This is a genomic window from Streptomyces sp. NPDC033966, from assembly GCF_055575955.1.
Map to the genome: position 1 here is coordinate 866,958 of NZ_JBVIRQ010000001.1, position 17,713 is coordinate 884,670.

At 73.3% G+C, this 17,713-nt stretch carries 16 protein-coding genes; 7 read left to right on the plus strand and 9 right to left on the minus strand.

Translation table 11 applies throughout. The features are described from left to right. Positions 1 to 133: 133 nt before the first annotated feature. The 5 genes from ACZ518_RS04040 to ACZ518_RS04060 all read left to right on the plus strand — a co-directional run bounded on the left by ACZ518_RS04040 (position 134) and on the right by ACZ518_RS04060 (position 4,834). Entirely contained in the window at positions 134 to 1,732 is a 1,599-nt protein-coding gene (locus ACZ518_RS04040; protein WP_469111449.1) for a M48 family metalloprotease, read from the plus strand. Further along, positions 1,729 to 2,871 carry a hypothetical protein gene (locus tag ACZ518_RS04045; RefSeq protein WP_469111450.1) on the plus strand — a complete coding sequence of 381 codons (1,143 nt, stop codon included), beginning with the start codon at positions 1,729 to 1,731 and terminating at the stop codon, positions 2,869 to 2,871. Before ACZ518_RS04040 ends, ACZ518_RS04045 begins: the two co-directional genes overlap by 4 nt. A 74-nt stretch (positions 2,872 to 2,945) precedes the next feature. After that, complete coding sequence (gene msrA / locus ACZ518_RS04050) at positions 2,946 to 3,608, plus strand: peptide-methionine (S)-S-oxide reductase MsrA (RefSeq protein WP_469111451.1); 663 nt, start codon at positions 2,946 to 2,948, stop codon at positions 3,606 to 3,608. A gap of 65 nt (positions 3,609 to 3,673) precedes the next feature. After that, complete coding sequence (locus ACZ518_RS04055; RefSeq protein WP_469111452.1) at positions 3,674 to 4,432, plus strand: SDR family NAD(P)-dependent oxidoreductase; 759 nt, start codon at positions 3,674 to 3,676, stop codon at positions 4,430 to 4,432. Between the two features lie 12 nt (positions 4,433 to 4,444). Then, entirely contained in the window at positions 4,445 to 4,834 is a 390-nt protein-coding gene (locus ACZ518_RS04060) for a MerR family transcriptional regulator (protein ID WP_469111453.1), read from the plus strand. Here the strand turns inward: ACZ518_RS04060 and ACZ518_RS04065 are convergent. After that, positions 4,801 to 5,847, minus strand: coding sequence for an NAD(P)-dependent alcohol dehydrogenase (locus ACZ518_RS04065; RefSeq protein ID WP_469111454.1), 1,047 nt, complete (start codon positions 5,845 to 5,847; stop codon positions 4,801 to 4,803). The genes ACZ518_RS04060 and ACZ518_RS04065 overlap by 34 nt on opposite strands. A gap of 209 nt (positions 5,848 to 6,056) precedes the next feature. Here ACZ518_RS04065 and ACZ518_RS04070 point away from each other — a divergent pair, with 209 nt between their 5' ends. Next, on the plus strand, positions 6,057 to 6,980 hold the full coding sequence (locus ACZ518_RS04070; protein WP_469111455.1) for an MmyB family transcriptional regulator: 924 nt from the start codon (positions 6,057 to 6,059) through the stop codon (positions 6,978 to 6,980). Positions 6,981 to 6,986: 6 nt separating this feature from the next. Here the strand turns inward: ACZ518_RS04070 and ACZ518_RS04075 are convergent, their stop codons facing one another. The 3 genes from ACZ518_RS04075 to ACZ518_RS04085 form a co-directional block, all read right to left on the minus strand. Continuing rightward, positions 6,987 to 7,958: a GNAT family N-acetyltransferase gene (locus ACZ518_RS04075; RefSeq protein WP_469111456.1), complete on the minus strand. Its 972-nt coding sequence runs from the start codon at positions 7,956 to 7,958 to the stop codon at positions 6,987 to 6,989. Positions 7,959 to 8,148: 190 nt separating this feature from the next. Then, positions 8,149 to 9,393: a L,D-transpeptidase gene (locus tag ACZ518_RS04080; RefSeq protein WP_469111457.1), complete on the minus strand. Its 1,245-nt coding sequence runs from the start codon at positions 9,391 to 9,393 to the stop codon at positions 8,149 to 8,151. A 159-nt stretch (positions 9,394 to 9,552) separates the two neighbouring features. Then, a complete protein-coding gene (locus tag ACZ518_RS04085) occupies positions 9,553 to 9,837 on the minus strand; it encodes a hypothetical protein (RefSeq protein WP_285545531.1) in 285 nt (94 codons plus the stop codon). Between the two features lie 164 nt (positions 9,838 to 10,001). On the opposite strand from ACZ518_RS04085, the gene ACZ518_RS04090 reads away from it, so the two are divergent. Next, positions 10,002 to 10,388 carry an LPXTG cell wall anchor domain-containing protein gene (locus ACZ518_RS04090; protein WP_469111458.1) on the plus strand — a complete coding sequence of 129 codons (387 nt, stop codon included), beginning with the start codon at positions 10,002 to 10,004 and terminating at the stop codon, positions 10,386 to 10,388. Positions 10,389 to 10,454: 66 nt separating this feature from the next. Here ACZ518_RS04090 and hutH read toward each other — a convergent pair whose 3' ends face one another. From hutH to ACZ518_RS04115, 5 genes are all read right to left on the minus strand, one after another. After that, complete coding sequence (gene hutH / locus ACZ518_RS04095; RefSeq protein ID WP_469111675.1) at positions 10,455 to 11,996, minus strand: histidine ammonia-lyase; 1,542 nt, start codon at positions 11,994 to 11,996, stop codon at positions 10,455 to 10,457. 1,401 nt (positions 11,997 to 13,397) lie between these two features. Next, positions 13,398 to 14,516 (minus strand): GGDEF domain-containing protein, encoded by a 1,119-nt coding sequence (locus ACZ518_RS04100; RefSeq protein WP_469111459.1) that lies wholly within the window; start codon positions 14,514 to 14,516, stop codon positions 13,398 to 13,400. A gap of 122 nt (positions 14,517 to 14,638) precedes the next feature. Further along, positions 14,639 to 15,442 carry an enoyl-CoA hydratase/isomerase family protein gene (locus ACZ518_RS04105; protein ID WP_469111460.1) on the minus strand — a complete coding sequence of 268 codons (804 nt, stop codon included), beginning with the start codon at positions 15,440 to 15,442 and terminating at the stop codon, positions 14,639 to 14,641. Between the two features lie 26 nt (positions 15,443 to 15,468). Beyond that, positions 15,469 to 16,647, minus strand: coding sequence for an adenylate/guanylate cyclase domain-containing protein (locus ACZ518_RS04110; RefSeq protein ID WP_469111461.1), 1,179 nt, complete (start codon positions 16,645 to 16,647; stop codon positions 15,469 to 15,471). 167 nt (positions 16,648 to 16,814) lie between these two features. Next, complete coding sequence (locus tag ACZ518_RS04115) at positions 16,815 to 17,681, minus strand: biotin--[acetyl-CoA-carboxylase] ligase (protein WP_469111462.1); 867 nt, start codon at positions 17,679 to 17,681, stop codon at positions 16,815 to 16,817. Positions 17,682 to 17,713: the final 32 nt, after the last annotated feature.

Here is a 17,713-nt window from a genome sequence, read left to right on the forward strand (position 1 = left end):
GTGTCCGCCCCCTGCCGCGGGCCATCGGCACCCCCCGCTCCCGGCCTGTCGGCGCCGGGACATAAGGTGCGCGTAAACATTGCACCATGTGCGCGTCAAAAACCGCACCATCCCGTGGGGGGACCCCAACCATATGGGCGCTTCGCTGCGCGCTCTGCGCGCCCTCGTCCTGCTCGCAGGCTTCTACCTGCTGAGCGTCGTCCTGCTCGCCCTCCTCGGGCTCGCCGACTGGGCCGCCATCGCCTGGCTCCCCGGCACCGTCGGCGGAAAGATCGTCATCGGTACGGTGGTACTCGCCGTCCCGATCGTGCGCGGCATGTTCATGCTCCGCACCCCCAAGGCCGACCCCATGCCCGGCGTCCCCGCCACCGAGGCGCAGGAGCCCGCCCTGTGGCAGGCCGTACGCGAGACCGCCGCCGAGGTCGGCACCCGCGCACCCGACGAGATCCTGCTGATCGACGAGGTCAACGCCGCCGTCTCCGAGGACTCCCGGCTGCTCGGCCTGCTGCCCGGCACCCGCCGCCTCTACCTGGGCCTGCCCCTGATGACGGGCCTGGACGAGATGCAGCTGCGCGCCGTCCTCGCCCACGAGATGGGCCACTACGCCAACCTCGACACCCGCCTCACCCCGCTGATCGCCCGCGGCCGGGCCCAGCTCGTGCGCACCATCAACCACTTCCACGACCGCGCCGACAACACCGAGGCCAAGGAGCGCGCCAAGCAGGAGAAGCGCGCCGAGAAGCGGATCGCCAAGGGCAAGAAGGCCAAGGAGATCGACACCGACGGCGCCGGCTTCTCGTACCGCGCCATGGCGAAGATCTACACCGGGTACGCCCACTTCTACATGCGCGCCACCCTCTCCTCCTCGCGCCGGCAGGAGCTCGCCGCCGACCTCGCCTCCGTCCGCGTCGCCGGCCGCGACTCGGCCGCCTCCGCACTGCGCGAGCTCAACGCCCTCGACTCGGCGCACGGCTTCTACATGAGCTCGTACGCCACCCTCGGCGTCGGCGCCGGCCTGCTGCCGCGCCCCGGCCAGGTCTTCGGCGGACTCCGGCAGCTGCTCGACGCCCGCTCCGGCGAGCTGGAGAAGCTGCGCCACGACCTGTCCACCGAGCCCGCCTCCCCGTACGACTCCCACCCCGCGCTCGCCGAGCGCGTGGCCCGCATCGAGGCCCTGCCCGACGACGGCCGCGCCGGCCAGGCGGCCCGCCCGGCCCTGGAGCTGCTCGCGTCCCCGCAGGCGGCGCTGGCCGCGCTGGAGCAGGTCGTCCTCACCCCCGAGGCGCTCGCGCTCACCCGTGTGGACTGGGACGAGCTCGTCCACCGGTCGATGACCACCTACGTCGGCCGGGGCGCGGAGGAGGTCCGCGAGGCCCTCACCGCCGAGGGCGCGGGCCCCGGCCTGGGCGACGTGCTGGACGCGATCGACGCCGACCAGGCGGTGCGCTGGCGGATAGCCGACCGCTTCCCGAAGTCCGACGAGGCGCAGGCCGCGACCGGCCGCACCGCCCGCGAGTTCGCCCGTCCGGTCCTCCGGCGGGCCCTCGGCCAGCTGGTCACCGTCGAGCTGCTGGCCCGCGGCGCCGCCCGCTGGGAGTTGTCCTGGTCGGACTCGGCCACCCTGTCCTACCCCGTTCCCGGTTTCGAGGACGAGCTCGGCCCCGCCCTGGACGCGGCCGTCGCCGACCTGCCCGACACCGACCTCCTGCGGAAGCTGGTGCTCGCCCCGTGACCGTCGTACTCATCGTCATCGGCGTCCTGCTGCTGGCCGTCGCCTGCTGGGTCCTGCGCGGGGTGTACCTCATCCGCAAGGCCAAGCGCCTGGAAGCCGAGATCGGCACCCTGAACGCGCGGACCGAGGCCGTCGAGGCCGACGCGGAGGCCCGCAAGGCGGCGGAGGTCGTCGCGCTGGGCTTCGTCGCGGAGGCCGACCTCGACACCGAGAACCCGGCGCCGGTCCCGGCCGGACGGCTCGCCGTCCTGGAGGCCGTCCGTTCGGGCGACTGGGAGGCGGCCGCCGCGTACGTCGAGGCCGCCGGGCAGGACTGGCAGGAGCGGCTGGAGCGGGTGCGCCCGCTGGCCGAGGCGGCAGCCGAGGACGACGCGTGGCTGCTGGCCTGGCGCGCGGCCCGGCCCGGGGACGCCACCGCGGCCCTCGTCAACGCCGACACCAGCGTGATGGTCGCCTGGAACGTACGCGGCAGCCAGTCCGGCCGCCGCACCACCCAGGAGCAGTTCCGGATCTTCCACCAGCTGCTGACCAAGGCCCAGGCCGACGCGCACGAGGCGCAGAAGCTGGCCGACCCCGCCGACCCCAGCCCGTACGTCGTCGAACAGGCCATCGGCATGGGCCTGGGCTACTCGCACGAGCGCTACCGGGAGCTGTGGGCGCGGATCACCGAACGCGCCCCGCGGGTGCTGTGGTCGCACGTCGCGGGCCTGCAGTACTGGTGCGCGAAGTGGCAGGGCTCGCACGAGCTGGCCATGGCCTTCGCCCGCGAGTCGGCGGCCGCCGGCGAGCCGGGCGACCTGCTGACGCTGCTCCCCCTGATGGCGTACTTCGAGCAGGAGACGTACGAGGACGACCTCCTGCCGGAGACGTACTACAAGGAGCCGGAGATCGTCGCCGCGGCCGACGCGGCACTCGCGGACCTGGCCGCCGCCGGCAACGAGCACCCCGGCACCCCGCGGATGCGGCACATGCTGGCCTACCTGCTGTTCTGGCAGGACCGGGACGCGGAGGCGGTCGAGCAGTTCCGCCACGTGGACGGGCACATCGGCGCCGTGCCGTGGACGTACGCCGGGGAGCCGAAGCGGCGCTACCTGTACGCCCGGAACTGGGCGGTGAACGTGACCACGCCGGACGAGTAGGCGCCGGCGGAGGCGGGCGGGGAGGGAATCCCCGCCCGCCCCCGGCCGTTGTCCCTCCCACAAGGAGGGAATCCATGTTCTCGTACCGCCGCACGCCCGAGCTCCCCACCCGCGAGGAGGCCCTGAAGGGCCGAGCCGAGGCGCCGTTCTCGCTGCCCGAGCGCCACACCGTCCTCGGCAACCCGCTGTCCGGCCCCTACCCGGAGGGCCTGGAGGTCGCCGATTTCGGCCTGGGCTGCTTCTGGGGCGCCGAGCGCAAGTTCTGGCAGACCCCCGGGGTGTGGACCACCCTGGCCGGCTACCAGGGCGGCTACACCGAAAACCCGCTGTACGAGGAGGTGTGCTCCGGCCAGACCGGCCACACCGAGGTCGTCCGCGTGGTCTTCGACCCGGCACAGGTGGCCTACACGACCCTCCTCAAGCTCTTCTGGGAGTCCCACGACCCCACCCAGGGCTTCCGCCAGGGCAACGACGTCGGCACCCAGTACCGCTCGGCCGTCTACACCCACTCCCCCGCCCACCAGGCGGCCGCCGAAGCCTCCCGCGCGGCGTACCAGAAGGTCCTCACGTCCTCGGGCTACGGCGAGATCACCACCGCCGTCCTCCCGGCCGCGGACCGCCCCTTCTGGCCGGCGGAGCCGTACCACCAGCAGTACCTCGACCGCAACATCAACGGCTACTGCGGCATCGGCGGCACGGGCGTCTCCTGCCCGATCGGCGTGGCCGCGGCGGAGTAGCGGGCCCGCCCGGTTCCGGTGGCGGCTTGACCTTGTCACCGGCGGCAGGGTTGTTAGCTGGGGGCATGGAGAACAGCGCGAGCAAGCAGCGGGTCGTCCTCGTCACCGGCGGCGGGACCGGGATCGGGCGGGCCACCGCCCGGGCCTTCGCCGGGGCCGGGGCGCGGGTGGTGGTCGTCGGGCGGCGGGGCGGGGTGCTCGGGGAGACGGCCGACGGGTTCCCCGGGATCCATCCGCTCGCCGGGGACGTGAGCGCGCCCCGTGGGCCGGAGCGGATCGTGGAGCGGGTGCTGGAGGAGCACGGGCGGCTCGACGTGCTCGTGAACAACGCCGGGATCGTGCGCACCGGCGGCCTCGGCACAGTGAGCGGCGCCGACATCGCCGCCCAGGTGGCCACCAACCTGGTCGCGCCGGTTCTGCTCACGCAGGCCGCGCTGCCCGCGCTGGAGGCCGCCGGGGCGGGGGTCGTCGTCAACGTCAGCACCGCCGTCGGGCAGCGGGGCTGGCCCGGCGCCTCCGTGTACGCGGCCACCAAGGCCGCCCTGGACACCCTCACCCGCAGCTGGGCCGTGGAGCTGGCCCCGCGCGGTGTCCGGGTCGTGGGAGTCGCGCCCGGCGCGGTGGACACGCCGATCGGCGACCACCAGGGGCTCAGCCCCGAGCGGGCCGCCGGGGTACGGGCGTGGCAGGTGGCGCGGACCCCGCTGGGGCGGGTCGGGCGGCCGGAGGAGATCGCCTGGGCGGTGTGCCGGCTGGCGGACCCGGCCGCTTCGTTCCTGACCGGGGCCGTGGTCCCGGTGGACGGGGGCGCGTCGGTGGCCTGAGAGCATGGCCGCATGCTGATCGGGGAACTGGCGGAGGCGACGGGGACCACCGCCCGCGCCGTACGCCACTACGAGCAGGCGGGGCTGGTCTCCTCCGAGCGGGCGCCGAACGGCTACCGGGTCTACGAGGAGCGGGCCGTCGTGCGGGTCCGCAACATCCGGGTGCTGCTGGAGGCGGGACTCACCCTGGACGACGTACGGGTGTTCCTGCCGTGCCTGGACGGGGACGTGGCCGCCGGGCCGCCGTCGCCCAAGGGGCTGGCGGTGGCCCGGGAGCGGCTCGCCGTCCTGGAGGCCCGGGTCGCCGCGCAGACGGCGGCCCGGGACCGGCTGCGGGAGGCGCTGGGGCGGGTGGGGGCGGGGGCGGATCAGATGGTCGAGGCGTCGATGACGAAGCGGTAGCGGACGTCGCTGTTCAGGACGCGCTCGTACGCCTCGTTGATCTGCTCCCCGCGGATCACCTCGACCTCCGAGCCCAGGCCGTGCTCCGCGCAGAAGTCCAGCATCTCCTGGGTCTCGGCGATCCCGCCGATCATCGACCCGGCGAGGGTCTTGTTGCCGCCGATGACGGAGAACAGGTTCAGCTCCACCGGCTCCTCGGGGGCGCCCACGTTCACGAGTGCGCCGCCGACGCGCAGCAGGGACAGGTACCGGTCCAGGCCGAGCGGCGCGGAGACCGTGGACAGGATCAGGTCGAAGCGGCCCTTCAGCTCCTCGAAGGTGGCCTCGTCGCTCGTCGCGTAGTAGTGGGAGGCGCCCAGCCTCAGGCCGTCCTCCTTCTTGCGCAGCGACTGGGACAGGACGGTCACCTCGGCGCCGAGCGCGGCGGCGATCTTCACGCCCATGTGGCCGAGCCCGCCGAGGCCGACGATCGCGACCTTCTTGCCGGGGCCCGCCTGCCAGTGCCTGAGCGGGGAGTACAGGGTGATGCCGGCGCACAGCAGCGGCGCGGCGGCGTCGAGGGCGAGGCCCTCGGGTATGCGGACGGCGTACTTCTCGTCGACGACGAGGTGCGTGGAGTAACCGCCGTACGTGGGCTCGCCGTTCCTGTCGAGGGCGTTGTACGTTCCGGTCGCGCCCTTGGCGCAGTGCTGCTCCTGCCCGGCCAGGCAGTACTCGCACTCCCGGCAGGAGTCGACCATGCAGCCGACGCCGATCTGGTCGCCGACGGCGAACTTCGAGACGCCGCCGCCGACTTCGGTGACGACGCCGGCGATCTCGTGGCCCGGGACCATCGGGAAGACGCCCTCGCCCCAGCCGTCGCGGGCCTGGTGGATGTCGGAGTGGCAGATGCCGGCGTACTTGATCTCGATGAGTACGTCGTGCTCGCCGACCGGGCGGCGCGGGATCGTGGTGCGCTCCAGCGGGGCCTTGGGGGCGGGGGCGGCGTAGGCGGCTACCTGGGTGACGGACATGGGGGTGCTCTCCTCGGACGAGGACGCCGGCGGGGCCGATCCGCGCTGTGCGGGGGGCGGGCCGTGGCGTCCGTTCTGCGACGACCCCCACGATGCCCCGGTCCGCGCGGCCCACCCAGCCCCCTGCTGAGCCTACGACTGCCAGACCTACCCCTGGCGGGGTCAGGATGAGCGCCCCGCCGCGGACCTGCGCCGGAGATACTTGCGGTATGGACCAGCTTGATCAGCGAACCGAACTCGGGGACTTCCTGCGCAGCTGCCGCGCCCGGCTGCGTCCCGCGGACGTGGGTCTGCCCGACCACGGCCGGCGCCGCCGGGTGCCGGGCCTGCGACGGGAGGAGCTGGCGCAGCTGGCCGGGGTGTCGGTGGCGTACTACACGCGGCTGGAGCAGGGACACGGCCAGAACGTGTCGGCGGAGGTGCTGGACGCCATCGCGCGGGCGCTGCGCCTGAGCGGCACCGAGTCGGCGCACCTGAGCCACCTGGCGAGCCCCCGCACCCGCCGGCGCAGCCGCCCCGCCCGCCCCCAGCAGGTCCGGCCGGAGCTGCGCACGCTGCTGGAGGCGATGGAGGGCGTACCGGCGTACCTGGTGGGGCGGCGGCAGGACGTGATCGGCTGGAACCCGCTCGCGGCGGCCGTCTTCGGGGACTTCGGGGCACTGCCGGCGGCGGAGCGGAACCTGGTGCGGCTGGTGTTCCTGGACCCGGCGACGGCCGAGCTGTACGCGGACTGGGAGTGCCGGGCCTGCGAGGTGGTCAGCAACCTGCGCCTGTACGCGGGCCAGCACCCCGACGACGAGCGGCTGTCGGCGCTGGTCGGGGAGCTGTCGGTGAAGAACGAGGAGTTCCGCCGGCTGTGGGCGGCGCACACGGTGGCGGACAAGACCCACGGGGTGAAGCGGCTGCGGCACCCGCTGGTGGGCGAGCTGGAGCTGGCCTTCGAGACGCTGACGCTGCCCGACGACCCGGCCCAGTTCCTGGTGACCTACCACGCCGAGCCGGGCTCGCCCTCGGCGGACGCCCTGCGGCTGCTGTCCTCCTGGACGGCGCCGCCGGTGCCGTCCGCGGTGCCGTCCGCGGTTTCGCCCCCCGTTGCGCCTCCTTCGGTGAGGCCCGCCGGGGAGCGTGCCTGACCCGGCTCAGAGCCCCAGCTGGAACACGGCCGCGCCGCGTTCGCGGCGGTAGCCGAGGGACTCGTTCACGGCCCGCATCGCGGTGTTCTCGTCGGCCACCGTGGTGCCGATCCGGCGCAGGGCGGGGTGGCGTTCGGCGGCGTACGCCTCCATCCGCAGCTTGACCGCGCGGCCCAGGCCGTGGCCCCGGTGGGCGGGGACGACGACGGTGTCGTACTGGAGGCCGCGCGGGCCCGCCGGGTCGGGCAGCACCAGCGCCGTGTACGCGGCCACCTCGCCGGCGGGGGTGACGGCCGCGACCACGGTCATCTCGCCGCCCCGGTCCAGGACCAGCTGCTGCGCGGCGTGCACGCGCTCGGCGGTCCAGGGCAGGAAGGCCTCGTCGCTGTCCCCGCTCGGGGCGTCCTCCATCGCCCCGTGGGCGACGGCGAGGGCCGGGGCCCAGGCGTCGGGTACCAGGCCGGGCCAGCTGTGGAACGCGTAGCCGGGGGTGTCGGGGAGCGCCGCCGGGCCGTCCTCGCCGAGTTCCCGTACGTACCAGGCCATGGAGAGCACGTTCTCGAAGCCGAGGGACTCCGCGAAGGCCTGCCCGGGGCCGCCGAGGTCGGTGACGGTGGCGACCGAGGTGCGCCCCTGGTCGAGGAGTTCACGGCGGACCCTCTGCCACAGGGCCGTGCCGACGCCGCGCCGGCGGGCGTCGGGCCGTACGGTCAGCTCGTCGAGGAAGGCGGTGTGCGTGTTGCCCTGCTCGGTGAAGAGCAGCAGGGCGGCGTGCCCTGCGCCGCCGTCGGCCGCCCAGTGTTCGAGCCGGCCGCGGGCCGGCGGCACCCGGAGCCGTCCGGCGGCCTCCGTCCGGGAGGGGGCTGCGACCGCGGGCAGGCCGGCGGCGTCGACGGCGTGGGCGGCGGCCTGCACGGCCCACCAGGCGTCCACCTCGGCGTCGGTCGGGGGCACGGAGAGCGCGTTGATCTTCGTCATACGCCGGACCTTAAGCGCTGACCACCTTCCCCCGCACGGGCGTTCGGGGCACGCCGCCGGGCGGGGCGCGGACCGCCGGGGGACGGGGACCGTCGGGCCGGGCCGGGCCGCGGAAACGACGGACGGCGGGGAGCCTCCGGCTCCCCGCCGTCCGTCATGTTCCCTACCGGCACCTACCGCTGTCGCGGCGTCAGACCGACGAGCCGGCCTTCCACTCGGCCCACGGCATGTTCCAGCCGTTGAGGCCGTTCTCCGGCTTGATGGTCTTGTCCGGGGAGTTCACCACGGTGACGACGTCGCCGATGAGCGAGTTGTCGAAGAACCAGGCGCCGGGCTGGTTCGGGTCGTTGGCGCCCTTGGCGTCGTTCAGACCGACACAGCCGTGGCTGGTGTTCACCTTGCCGAAGATGGAGTCGGCGCCCCAGTAGTTGCCGTGGATGAAGGTGCCGGACTCGGACAGCCGCATCGCGTGCGGGACGTCCTTGATGTCGTACTCGCCCTTGCCCTCGCTGTTCTTGAAGCCCACGGTGGAACCGTCCATCCGGGTCTCCTTGAACTTCTCGGAGATCACCATCTGACCGTTGTACGTGGGGTTCTCGGGCGAACCGGCGGAGATCGGGATGGTCTTGAGGACCTGACCGTCACGGGTGACCGTCATCGTCTTGGCCTTCACGTCGACGGTGGAGACCTGGCTCCGGCCGACCTTGAAGGTGACGGTCTTGTTCTGCGCGCCGACGATGCCGGGCGCGCCCTGCACGCCCTGGAGGGCGAGCTTCAGGGTGATGGTGGAGTTCGCCTGCCAGTACTGCTCGGGGCGGAAGTCCAGGCGCTGGCTGCCGAACCAGTGGCCGACGACCTCCTGGCCGCTGCTGGAGGTGACGCTGATGGCCGCCTGGACGGCCTTCTGGTCCTTGATCGGCTTGTTGAAGGTGATCGAGACCGGCATGCCCACGCCGACCGTCTCGCCCTCGTCCGGGACGAAGGAGCCGACGAAGCTGTTCTCCGGGGAGAGGGTGGTGAAGGAGGCGTTCTCGTGCGCCTCGCGCCCGGCCTCGTCCTTCGCCGTCGCAGCCAGGGCGTACTTGGTGGAGCGCTTCAGCGCGGCGTCCGGCTTCCAGCTCTTGCCGTCGGCGGCGATCTTGCCCGCGACCGCCGTGCCGTCGGAGCTCTTCAGCTCGACCTTGGTGAGCGTGCCGTCACTGACGGCGACGTTCGTGCCGTCGTTCAGCGGGACGTTGGTGGAGCCGTCCTTGGGCGTGATGGCTATTCGGGCCTTGGAGGCGTCCTTGGCCGCCGCCGCATCGACATCCGCCTGCGACTTGCCCGCTTCCGAGCTGCCCTGAGACTTTTCGCCGCCCCCGTCATTGCAGGCCGAAAGCATCAGTACCCCACCGAGCACGGCGGACACGGCCACCAGGGACCTTCTCCGCCGCATGCTGTACGTCCTCACACGTCACTCCATCGTTGCCGTGAAACCCCGGGCTGCGATCCCGGGACCGGGCCGGGCAGGGGGCGACGCCCCCTGCTCGTCCTGACAACGCGTTAACGACGCGGTTCGGTTCCACATTCCGTTCGAATGTGTGCAACCCCACGGTCAGGCGTTGTCGGCCCCTTCTTCGAAACCACCATCTTCCTCGTCCAGGTCCCACTCCAGGGACTCGGGGTCGTATTCGACCGGTTCGCTGCTCCATGAGGCCTGCGCCAGCTCGACTCCGGTCAGCTCCGCGACCAGGTCGGTGGGGTCGACGAGGTAGGCCAGGGCCTCCGATTCGTCCTCCATGACGGCCGACTCCGCGTGCGCGCGCTCCTCGTCCGGCATGAACTCGTCGGCCTTGATGTGCGCGAGGGCCGCGCCGATGAGTGCGTCGGAGTCCGACACCTCCAGCACCAAATCCACTCGAAGTCGTACGTACCGTGATGCATCAGAAGGGTTCATACGACGGAGAGTAAGCCCGCGACAGCCTCGACTTTCCCGCGACCCGCCCCTTTAACTAGCATCTGCGCACACGGCCAATTCGCTGCTTCCGCAAGGGGGATCGCACCGTGTCCGCACGTCGACCTCTGCTCACCGCCCTCGGGGCGACCACCCTCCTCGCCGCCCTCTGGTTCGTCCCGTCGGCGAACGCCACCGCGCCCGGGCTGTCCGCGGGCACCCCGGGCGCGCCCGCCGCGGCCAACACCGGAACCGTCTCGGACGCCGGCACGGACGACGACGGCACCGGCACCGGCACCGGCACGGATACCGGCACTGATACCGGTACGGGGACCATCGCCGGCGCCTCCGACGAGCGCCCCGCCGGCATCACCGTCCTCTCGCTCGCCGACACCGGCAGCATCGACACCACCCCCTACGTGCTGGGCGGCACCCTCTGCCTGGGCCTCGGCGCGGGCTTCGTCGCCTTCTCCGTACGCCGCTCCCGCATCCTCTAGACACGGCGGAAGGGCCGCACCCCCAACGGGGTGCGGCCCTTCGCCCGTTCTCGCTCCCGCTCCGGGTCAGGCGAGGGGGCCGGTCACCGGCTCCACGGCCGCGACGAGCCCGCCCGCGCGGACGAAGGCGTCGGCGGCGGCCAGGTCCGGCGCGAGGAAGCGGTCCGGGCCGGGGCCCTCGACGCCCGCCGCCCGCACCGCCGCGATCGCGGCCTGACTGGCCGGCGCCGGGGTGAGTCCGTGACGCAGCTCGATGGCGCGGGTGGACGCGTACAGCTCGATGGCGATGATCCGCGTCAGGTTGTCGACCGCGGTACGCAGCTTGCGCGCCGCCGACCAGCCCATGGAGACGTGGTCCTCCTGCATGGCGGAGGAGGGGATGGAGTCGGCGGACGCCGGCACGGCGAGCCGCTTCATCTCGCTGACCAGGGCGGCCTGCGTGTACTGGGCGATCATCAGACCGGAGTCGACACCGGCGTCGTCCGCGAGGAACGGCGGCAGGCCGTGCGAGCGGTTCTTGTCGAGCAGACGGTCGGTCCGCCGCTCGGCGATGGAGCCGAGGTCCGCGGCGGCGATGGCCAGGAAGTCCAGTACGTACGCCACGGGCGCGCCGTGGAAGTTGCCGTTGGACTCCACGCGCCCGTCCGGCAGCACGACCGGGTTGTCGACGGCCGAGGCCAGCTCGCGGGAGGCGACGAGGGAGGCGTGCGCCATGGTGTCACGGCCCGCACCGGCGACCTGCGGGGCGCAGCGCACGGAGTAGGCGTCCTGCACGCGCGGCGCGGACTCCTCCTGGAAGTGCCCGGTGAGCCCGGAACCCTTCAGCACGGCGGCCATGTTGGCGGCGGAGGCGCCCTGGCCGGGGTGCGGACGGATGGCGTGCAGCTCGGGCGCGAGCACCTTCTCGGTGCCGAGCAGCGCCTCCAGGGTCAGCGCGGCGGTGATGTCGGCGGACTTGTACAGCGTGTCGAGGTCCGCGAGGGCCATCACCAGCATGCCGAGCATGCCGTCGGTGCCGTTGAGGAGGGCGAGGCCCTCCTTCTCCCGGAGCTCGACGGGCTCGATGCCGTGCTCGGCGAGCAGCTCGCCGGCGGGGCGGACGGTGCCGTCGGGGCCCTCGGCGTCGCCCTCGCCCATGAGCGCGAGTGCGCAGTGGGAGAGCGGCGCGAGGTCGCCGGAGCAGCCGAGGGAGCCGTACTCGTGGACGACGGGGGTGATCCCGGCGTTGAGCAGGTCGGCCATGGTCTGCGCGACCGAGGGCCGCACGCCGGTGTGCCCGGAGGCCACCGTCTTCAGACGCAGGAACATCAGGGCGCGGACGACCTCCCGCTCGACGCGCGGGCCCATGCCGGCGGCGTGCGAACGGACGATGTTGCGCTGGAGCTGCGCGCGCAGCTCGGGGCTGATGTGCCGGGAGGCGAGCGCCCCGAAGCCGGTGGAGACCCCGTAGACGGGCTCGGGCTTGGCGGCGAGCGCGTCGACGATCTCGCGAGCGCGGCCGAGCGCTTCCAGCGCCTCGGCGGACAGCTCGACCCGCGCGTTGCCGCGGGCGACGGCGATGACGTCCTCGGCGGTGGTCCCGGACGTCCCCACCACGACAGTGTGCATATCCATATTCAGCACCCTACGGACTGAATCCCTTCATGTCACCCCTCCATTTCCGACGGGGCTGCGGGGTCACCTCCGGCGCGGGCCGGCCATCTCCCCCTCCACCCCGCGGGGGCGGGTCGGCGGCTGCCCACCCACCCCCGGGTGCGGGGTGGGTGGGGTGGGGGGCGGGGCCCGGGCGGGGCGGTCTCAGGGAGGCTTGGGGGCTTCCCGTCAGTCCCATCGTCCTTCCGGTTCGGGCCGGTCCCTCAAGGGCGCTCCCTTCGGTCGCGTCGCTACGCGATCGCCTTCGGCGACCCTTGACCGACCGACCCGCCCCGGAAAGCCGAAAGACTGCCGGGAAACCCCCAAAAGAACGGCACGGGGCAGGAGAGGAGGGGCGGCCTCGTCAGCGATGAGGCGAGGGGTCAGGCCTTGGCCGGCCGGGCATCCGGGCCCTCAAAAGTCACGTTTCCGCGCCGGGGGCGCGACTAGGCGCACGAGAGGCTGATCAGAGCGACCTGCGGAGCCCCCAGGCGCGCAAGATCGCTACGCGCTTCTCATTTGTCAGCGTCCGACGACCGTCCTGGGCTGATACCCGCACCAAATGACGACCAGAGCAGCGCGGGAAGCGCATGGGCGCGTCAGATCGCTACGCGCTTCTCCCGTCTCGGCGGCCGGCAGCCGTCTTGGGCTGGCCATAGGCCACAGGCAGTCAATTAGCCCCTTTTATGCCCATCTGGGAGGCCGTGGCGAGCGTGGAAGGCCCCCTCTCGGAGTCTGCGGTCGAAAAGGACACTCTCAGACTCCGACAAGCCGTCAAAGGCCCTGTGAGAGGCACCATTCGCCCCTCGAAAGCACCCGATGACCCCTTTCTCACCCATCCCGGCCCCAGACGGCCGTCCGACGCCGAGACGGGAGAAGCGCGTAGCGATTTGCTGCGCCCATCGGCTCCCTGGGCTGCTCTGATCAACCTCTGGTGCGGGTATCAGCCCCGGACGGTCGTCGGACGCCGAGACGACAGGAGCGCGTAGCGATTCGCTGCGCCCGGGGGCTCCGGAGGTCGCTCTGATCAGCCTCTCGTGCGGGTAGTCGCGCCCCCGGCCCGGAATCCGGCATCCACGGGCCCGGATGCCCGGCCGGCCAAGGCCCGACCCGGTCGCCTCATCGCTGAGGGAGCCGCCCCTCCCCTCCTGCCCCGTGACCGTTCTTTTGGGGGCTTCCCGGCAGTCTTTCGGCTTTCCGGGGCGGGACGGGCTGTCAAGGGTCGCCGAAGGCGATCACGAAGTGACGCGACCGAAGGGAGCGCCCTTGACAGGCCGGCACGACACGGAAGGACGATGGGACTGACGGGAAACCCCCAAACCAGCTGCGAGACCGCCCCGCCACGACACCGCCCCCGGTGCCCCACCCCGCCGCCCCCTACTGCCGCCCCCGGAAGCGGCGTCGCTCCCCGCGGCCCTCGCGGGCGGCCGCGGCGTCGGCCAGGCGGACCACCGCCGTGTCGCGGCCCGCGACCACCGGCTCCGCCGATCGGGCCGCCTTCGCCTTGTACTGTGCCGCGTCCGCCAGGCGGAACAGCCGCCGGGAGGACTTCACCGGACCGATCGGGTCGCCCGTGGAGGCGACCCCGCACGCCACCCCCTCGCCCAGCTCCAGCTCGGCGGCCCGCACGCACACCTCCCCGGTCACCCGGACCACCTCGTCCGCCGACGGGCCCGCGCTGACCAGGCAGAACTCGTCCCCGCCCAGCCGTGCGACCAGCGCCCCCGGCAGCATCGCCCCGCACAGGCTCAGCACGGAGCCGAACCGCTCCAGCAGCCGGTCACCCGTCGCGTGCCCCAGGGTGTCGTTGACCCGCTTGAGGCCGTTCAGGTCGCACACCACCAGGCTCACCACCGTCCCGCTGCGCCGGTGCTCCTCCAGAGCCTCGTCCAGCCGCATGTCCACGGCCCGCCGGTTGGCCAGGCCGGTCAGCGGATCCGTGAAGGCGAGGCGGCGGGCCTCCTCCAGGCGCTCGTTCTGCGCGAGCCCGGCCGCCACCACCGAGGCCAGCACCGCCGCGAACTCCGCGTCGTCCTCGTCGAAGTCCGGCAGCCCCTCGTCCCGCGCCACGTACAGCTCGCCCCAGGCCCGCCCGCTGAGCACGATCGGCGCGACCACGCACGTACCGCGCCCGCGCCGGCGCAGGGAGTCCCCGCGCCGCCCGGGGCGGTCGCCGACGGCGCTCTCGACCCAGGCGTGCGGGCCGCCGCCGCCCGCCCAGCGCTCGTGCAGGAACTCGGTGATCTCGGGGAAGTCGTGCACGGGGTAGGACTCGTCCTCGGGGAACTCCTCCTCCCCGGCCCGCCGCTCCCCCTCGTTCACCAGGACCCGCAGCCGCCCCCGCTCGCGCTCCCAGGCCGAGATCGCGGCGAACGAGCCGTCCATCGCCAGCCGGGCGCCCCGCGCGGCCGCCCGGACGCTGTCCCGCGGCGCGCAGGCCGCCGCCATCGCCTGCGCGAGTGCCACGACGGCCCGCAGCCGCCCGTCAACTCCCATCACCCCAGACTAGGGAGTTTTATCCGATTTAGTGACAGTTAGACCTGCTTGGGGTGACCGCAGGTCACCCCAAGCAGGCACCCGAGCAGCCACCAAGCGCAGCTGCCAAGCGCAGGCGCCGGCTACTCCCCCGGCCAGTTCGGCTTGCGCTTCTCGTTGAAGGCCGCCACGCCCTCCGCGCGGTCCCCGGAGAAGGCCACCGTCCGCCAGGCCGCGTCCTCGATCTCCAGCCCCGCCGCCAGGTCCATCCCGTGCCCCAGCCGCAGCGCCCGCTTGGCGGCGCGCAGCCCCACCGGGGAGTTCGCCGCCATCGTCAGCGCCAGCTCCAGGGCCCGCGCACGGTCCCCGCCCGCCGGGGCGACCTCGTCGACCAGGCCCAGGGACAGGGCCTCGGCCGCCTCCACCCGGCGGGCCGTGAAGATGAGCTCCGCCGCCCGCGCCGCACCGACGCGGCGCGGCAGGAGCTGCGTACCGCCGCCGCCGGGGATCACGCCCACCGACACCTCGGGCAGCCCGACCACGGCCGTCCCGTCGGCCACGATCACGTCGCAGGCCAGGGCCAGCTCGAAGCCGCCGCCCAGCGCGTAGCCGTGCACCGCCGCGACCGTCGGCATCGGCAGCTCCAGCACGCCCCCGTACGCGCCCCGGGTGGTGGGCCGCTGCCGGACCAGCTCGGCGTCCGAGAAGGAGTTGCGCTCCTTGAGGTCCGCGCCGACGCAGAACGCGCGCTCATGGGTGGAGGTCAGTACGACGACCCGTACGCCGGGGTCCGCGGCGAGCGCGTCGCACGCGGCGGAAATCGAGCGCGCCATCTCCGTGGAGACCGCGTTCATCGCCTTCGGCCGGTCCAGCACGAGCTCGGCGACCACATCGCCGTCGCCGTGCCGCCGCACCGCCACGAACTCTCCGAAGCGCTGCTCAGACATGCTGCCACCCTCCCGGTTAACGATCGTTACCCGGGGATCTTAGGTGTCCTCCGCGTCAGCGACCAGGGCTCGACGACTCCCAGGCCGCGGACCGGCCGCTGCCACATCGGCTGGAGCGCGAAGCGGTACGCGCCGCCGCCCTCCTCGTTCTCGGCGTCCTTCTCGGACTTCGGCGCGGCGCCCGTCCGGCTCAGCTCCTCGGCCATCGCCCCGTCGACCAGCACCGCGTCCTTCGGGGCTATGGAGGTCAGCCGGCTCGCCAGGTTCACCGTCGTGCCGAAGACGTCGCCCATCCGGGTCGTCACCGTCCCGAAGGCGATCCCGACCCGCAGTTCCGGCATCTGCGGGTCCGCCTCCATGGTCTCGATCAGCCGCAGCGCGATCTCGGCCGCGGTCGCCGCGTCGTCGGCGCAGTACAGCACCTCGTCGCCCAGCGTCTTGATCAGCCGGCCGCCGTGCGCGGCCACCAGGTCCGCCGCCGTCGTCTCGAAGGCCTCGACCAGCTCGCCGAGCTCCTCCTCCTCCAGCCGCCGCGTCAGCCGGGTGAAGCCCACCAGGTCCGCGAAGCCCACGGCGAGGCGCCGGTCGACCATCTCCTCGTCGTCCGCGACCTGCACCACCCGTCCGGTCGCCGCCGCCAGCTGGCGGCGCCAGACGTAGACGAGGAACTCCTCCAGCTCCGGCAGCAGCAGCTCGACCAGCGGGTACGTGACCTCCGTGCGGGTCATGCCCGGCTCGGGCGGCTCCGTCAGCCCCTCGAGGAAGGAATCGATCTGCCATTCGGCCAGCCGGGCGGTGGTCTGCCCGGTGGACCGGGCCACCTGCACCGCCATGGGCTCGCTCAGCAGGCCCGCCTCCACCAGGCCGGCCAGGCGCCGCAGCGCCAGTACGTCGGCCTCCGTCAGGGCCTTGGCCTGGCCGATGTCCGCGAAGCCCATGGCCCGCCAGAACCGGGAGGCCAGCTCCATCGACACACCCGCGCTCCGGGCCGCCTGGAACGGCGTGTACCGCCGCTCGGCGCCCAGGATCAGCTGCTCCAGCCGGATGGCGAGCGGGTCGGCCGTCGGCTGCGCCGCGTGGTCGACCTCGTGGAAGGGCGTGTGCTGGTCCCGCCCGATCGGGGTGCCCGGATTCCCGGAACCGGACGAGGAACCGGACGAGGAACCGGACGGGGACGCGCTGGACGTAGAGTCGTCGACGGTCAAGGGCCGCCTCCTGTCCATTCCGTGCGCGCTGCCGAACCGGGTGATCACCGGGAGGACCGGGATCGCCTAAACCATACGGCAGGTGTGCCGTAGCTCACTCCCCCAGATCCGGCCCCGAAGTGCGAAAGCGCCGCGGCGGTCCGGGGGCGGGCCCCGGACCTCCGGTCCTACCTCACCGACCTCAGGTGCACCACGTCCCCCGCGCCCACCGCCTCACGGGCGTCGTCGGCCGTACGGATGACCAGCCGGCCGTCCGCGTCCAGCGCTTCGGCCGTTCCGGTGAGCTCGCGCCCGCCCGGCAGGTCCGCGCGGACGTGGCGGCCCAGCGTCGCGCAGCCGGCCGCGTACGCCTCCTGCAGGCCGCTGTCGGCGGGGTCGCCGGCCGCGTCGCGCCAGCGGCCGTACCACTCCTCCAAGGACCGCAGCACGGCCTTCAGCAGCGGTTCCCGGTCGGTGACCGCCGCCTTGGCCAGGGCCAGCGACCCGGCCGCCGGTACGGGGAGCTCATCCTCCGTGAGGGTGACGTTGAGGCCGATCCCGAGGACCACCCCGTCCTCGACCCGTTCCGCGAGGATGCCGCCGGCCTTGCGCTCCTCCCCCTCCACGTTCACCAGGAGGTCGTTCGGCCACTTGAGCGCGGTGTCCACTCCCGCGCCCCGCGACAGCCCGGCCGCGGTGGCCACGCCGGCCAGCAGCGGCAGCCACCCCCACCGTTCCTGCGGCACGCCGGCGCCCGGCTTGAACAGCACGGAGAAGAAGAGCCCCGACCGGGGCGGCGCGACCCAGCTGCGGTCCAGCCGCCCGCGCCCGGCCGTCTGCTCCTCGGCGACCAGCACGGCGCCCTCGGGCAGTTCCGCGGCCCGGGCCGCGAGATCGGTGTTGGTGGACCCGGTGGCGGCCACGACCTCCAGGGAGGTCCACAGACCGTCCGGCGTGACGAGCGCCTTGGAGAGCGCGGAGGCGTTCAGGGGCGGGCGGTCCAGGCTCGACCAGCGGCCCGCGCCCGCTCCGGCTGAAGCATCTTGTGGAGTCATGCAACCCAATGTAGGTGTGTCAAACGCCGCAC

Coding starts and splice junctions, on each gene's coding strand:
- ACZ518_RS04040 (WP_469111449.1), top strand. CDS start 134: ATGGGCGCTTCGCTGCGCGCTCTGCGCGCCCTCGTCCTGCTCGCAGGC.
- msrA (WP_469111451.1), top strand. CDS start 2,946: ATGTTCTCGTACCGCCGCACGCCCGAGCTCCCCACCCGCGAGGAGGCC.
- ACZ518_RS04055 (WP_469111452.1), top strand. CDS start 3,674: ATGGAGAACAGCGCGAGCAAGCAGCGGGTCGTCCTCGTCACCGGCGGC.
- ACZ518_RS04060 (WP_469111453.1), top strand. CDS start 4,445: ATGCTGATCGGGGAACTGGCGGAGGCGACGGGGACCACCGCCCGCGCC.
- ACZ518_RS04065 (WP_469111454.1), bottom strand. CDS start 5,847: ATGTCCGTCACCCAGGTAGCCGCCTACGCCGCCCCCGCCCCCAAGGCC.
- ACZ518_RS04070 (WP_469111455.1), top strand. CDS start 6,057: ATGGACCAGCTTGATCAGCGAACCGAACTCGGGGACTTCCTGCGCAGC.
- ACZ518_RS04075 (WP_469111456.1), bottom strand. CDS start 7,958: ATGACGAAGATCAACGCGCTCTCCGTGCCCCCGACCGACGCCGAGGTG.
- ACZ518_RS04080 (WP_469111457.1), bottom strand. CDS start 9,393: ATGCGGCGGAGAAGGTCCCTGGTGGCCGTGTCCGCCGTGCTCGGTGGG.
- hutH (WP_469111675.1), bottom strand. CDS start 11,996: ATGCACACTGTCGTGGTGGGGACGTCCGGGACCACCGCCGAGGACGTC.
- ACZ518_RS04100 (WP_469111459.1), bottom strand. CDS start 14,516: ATGGGAGTTGACGGGCGGCTGCGGGCCGTCGTGGCACTCGCGCAGGCG.
- ACZ518_RS04105 (WP_469111460.1), bottom strand. CDS start 15,442: ATGTCTGAGCAGCGCTTCGGAGAGTTCGTGGCGGTGCGGCGGCACGGC.
- ACZ518_RS04115 (WP_469111462.1), bottom strand. CDS start 17,681: ATGACTCCACAAGATGCTTCAGCCGGAGCGGGCGCGGGCCGCTGGTCG.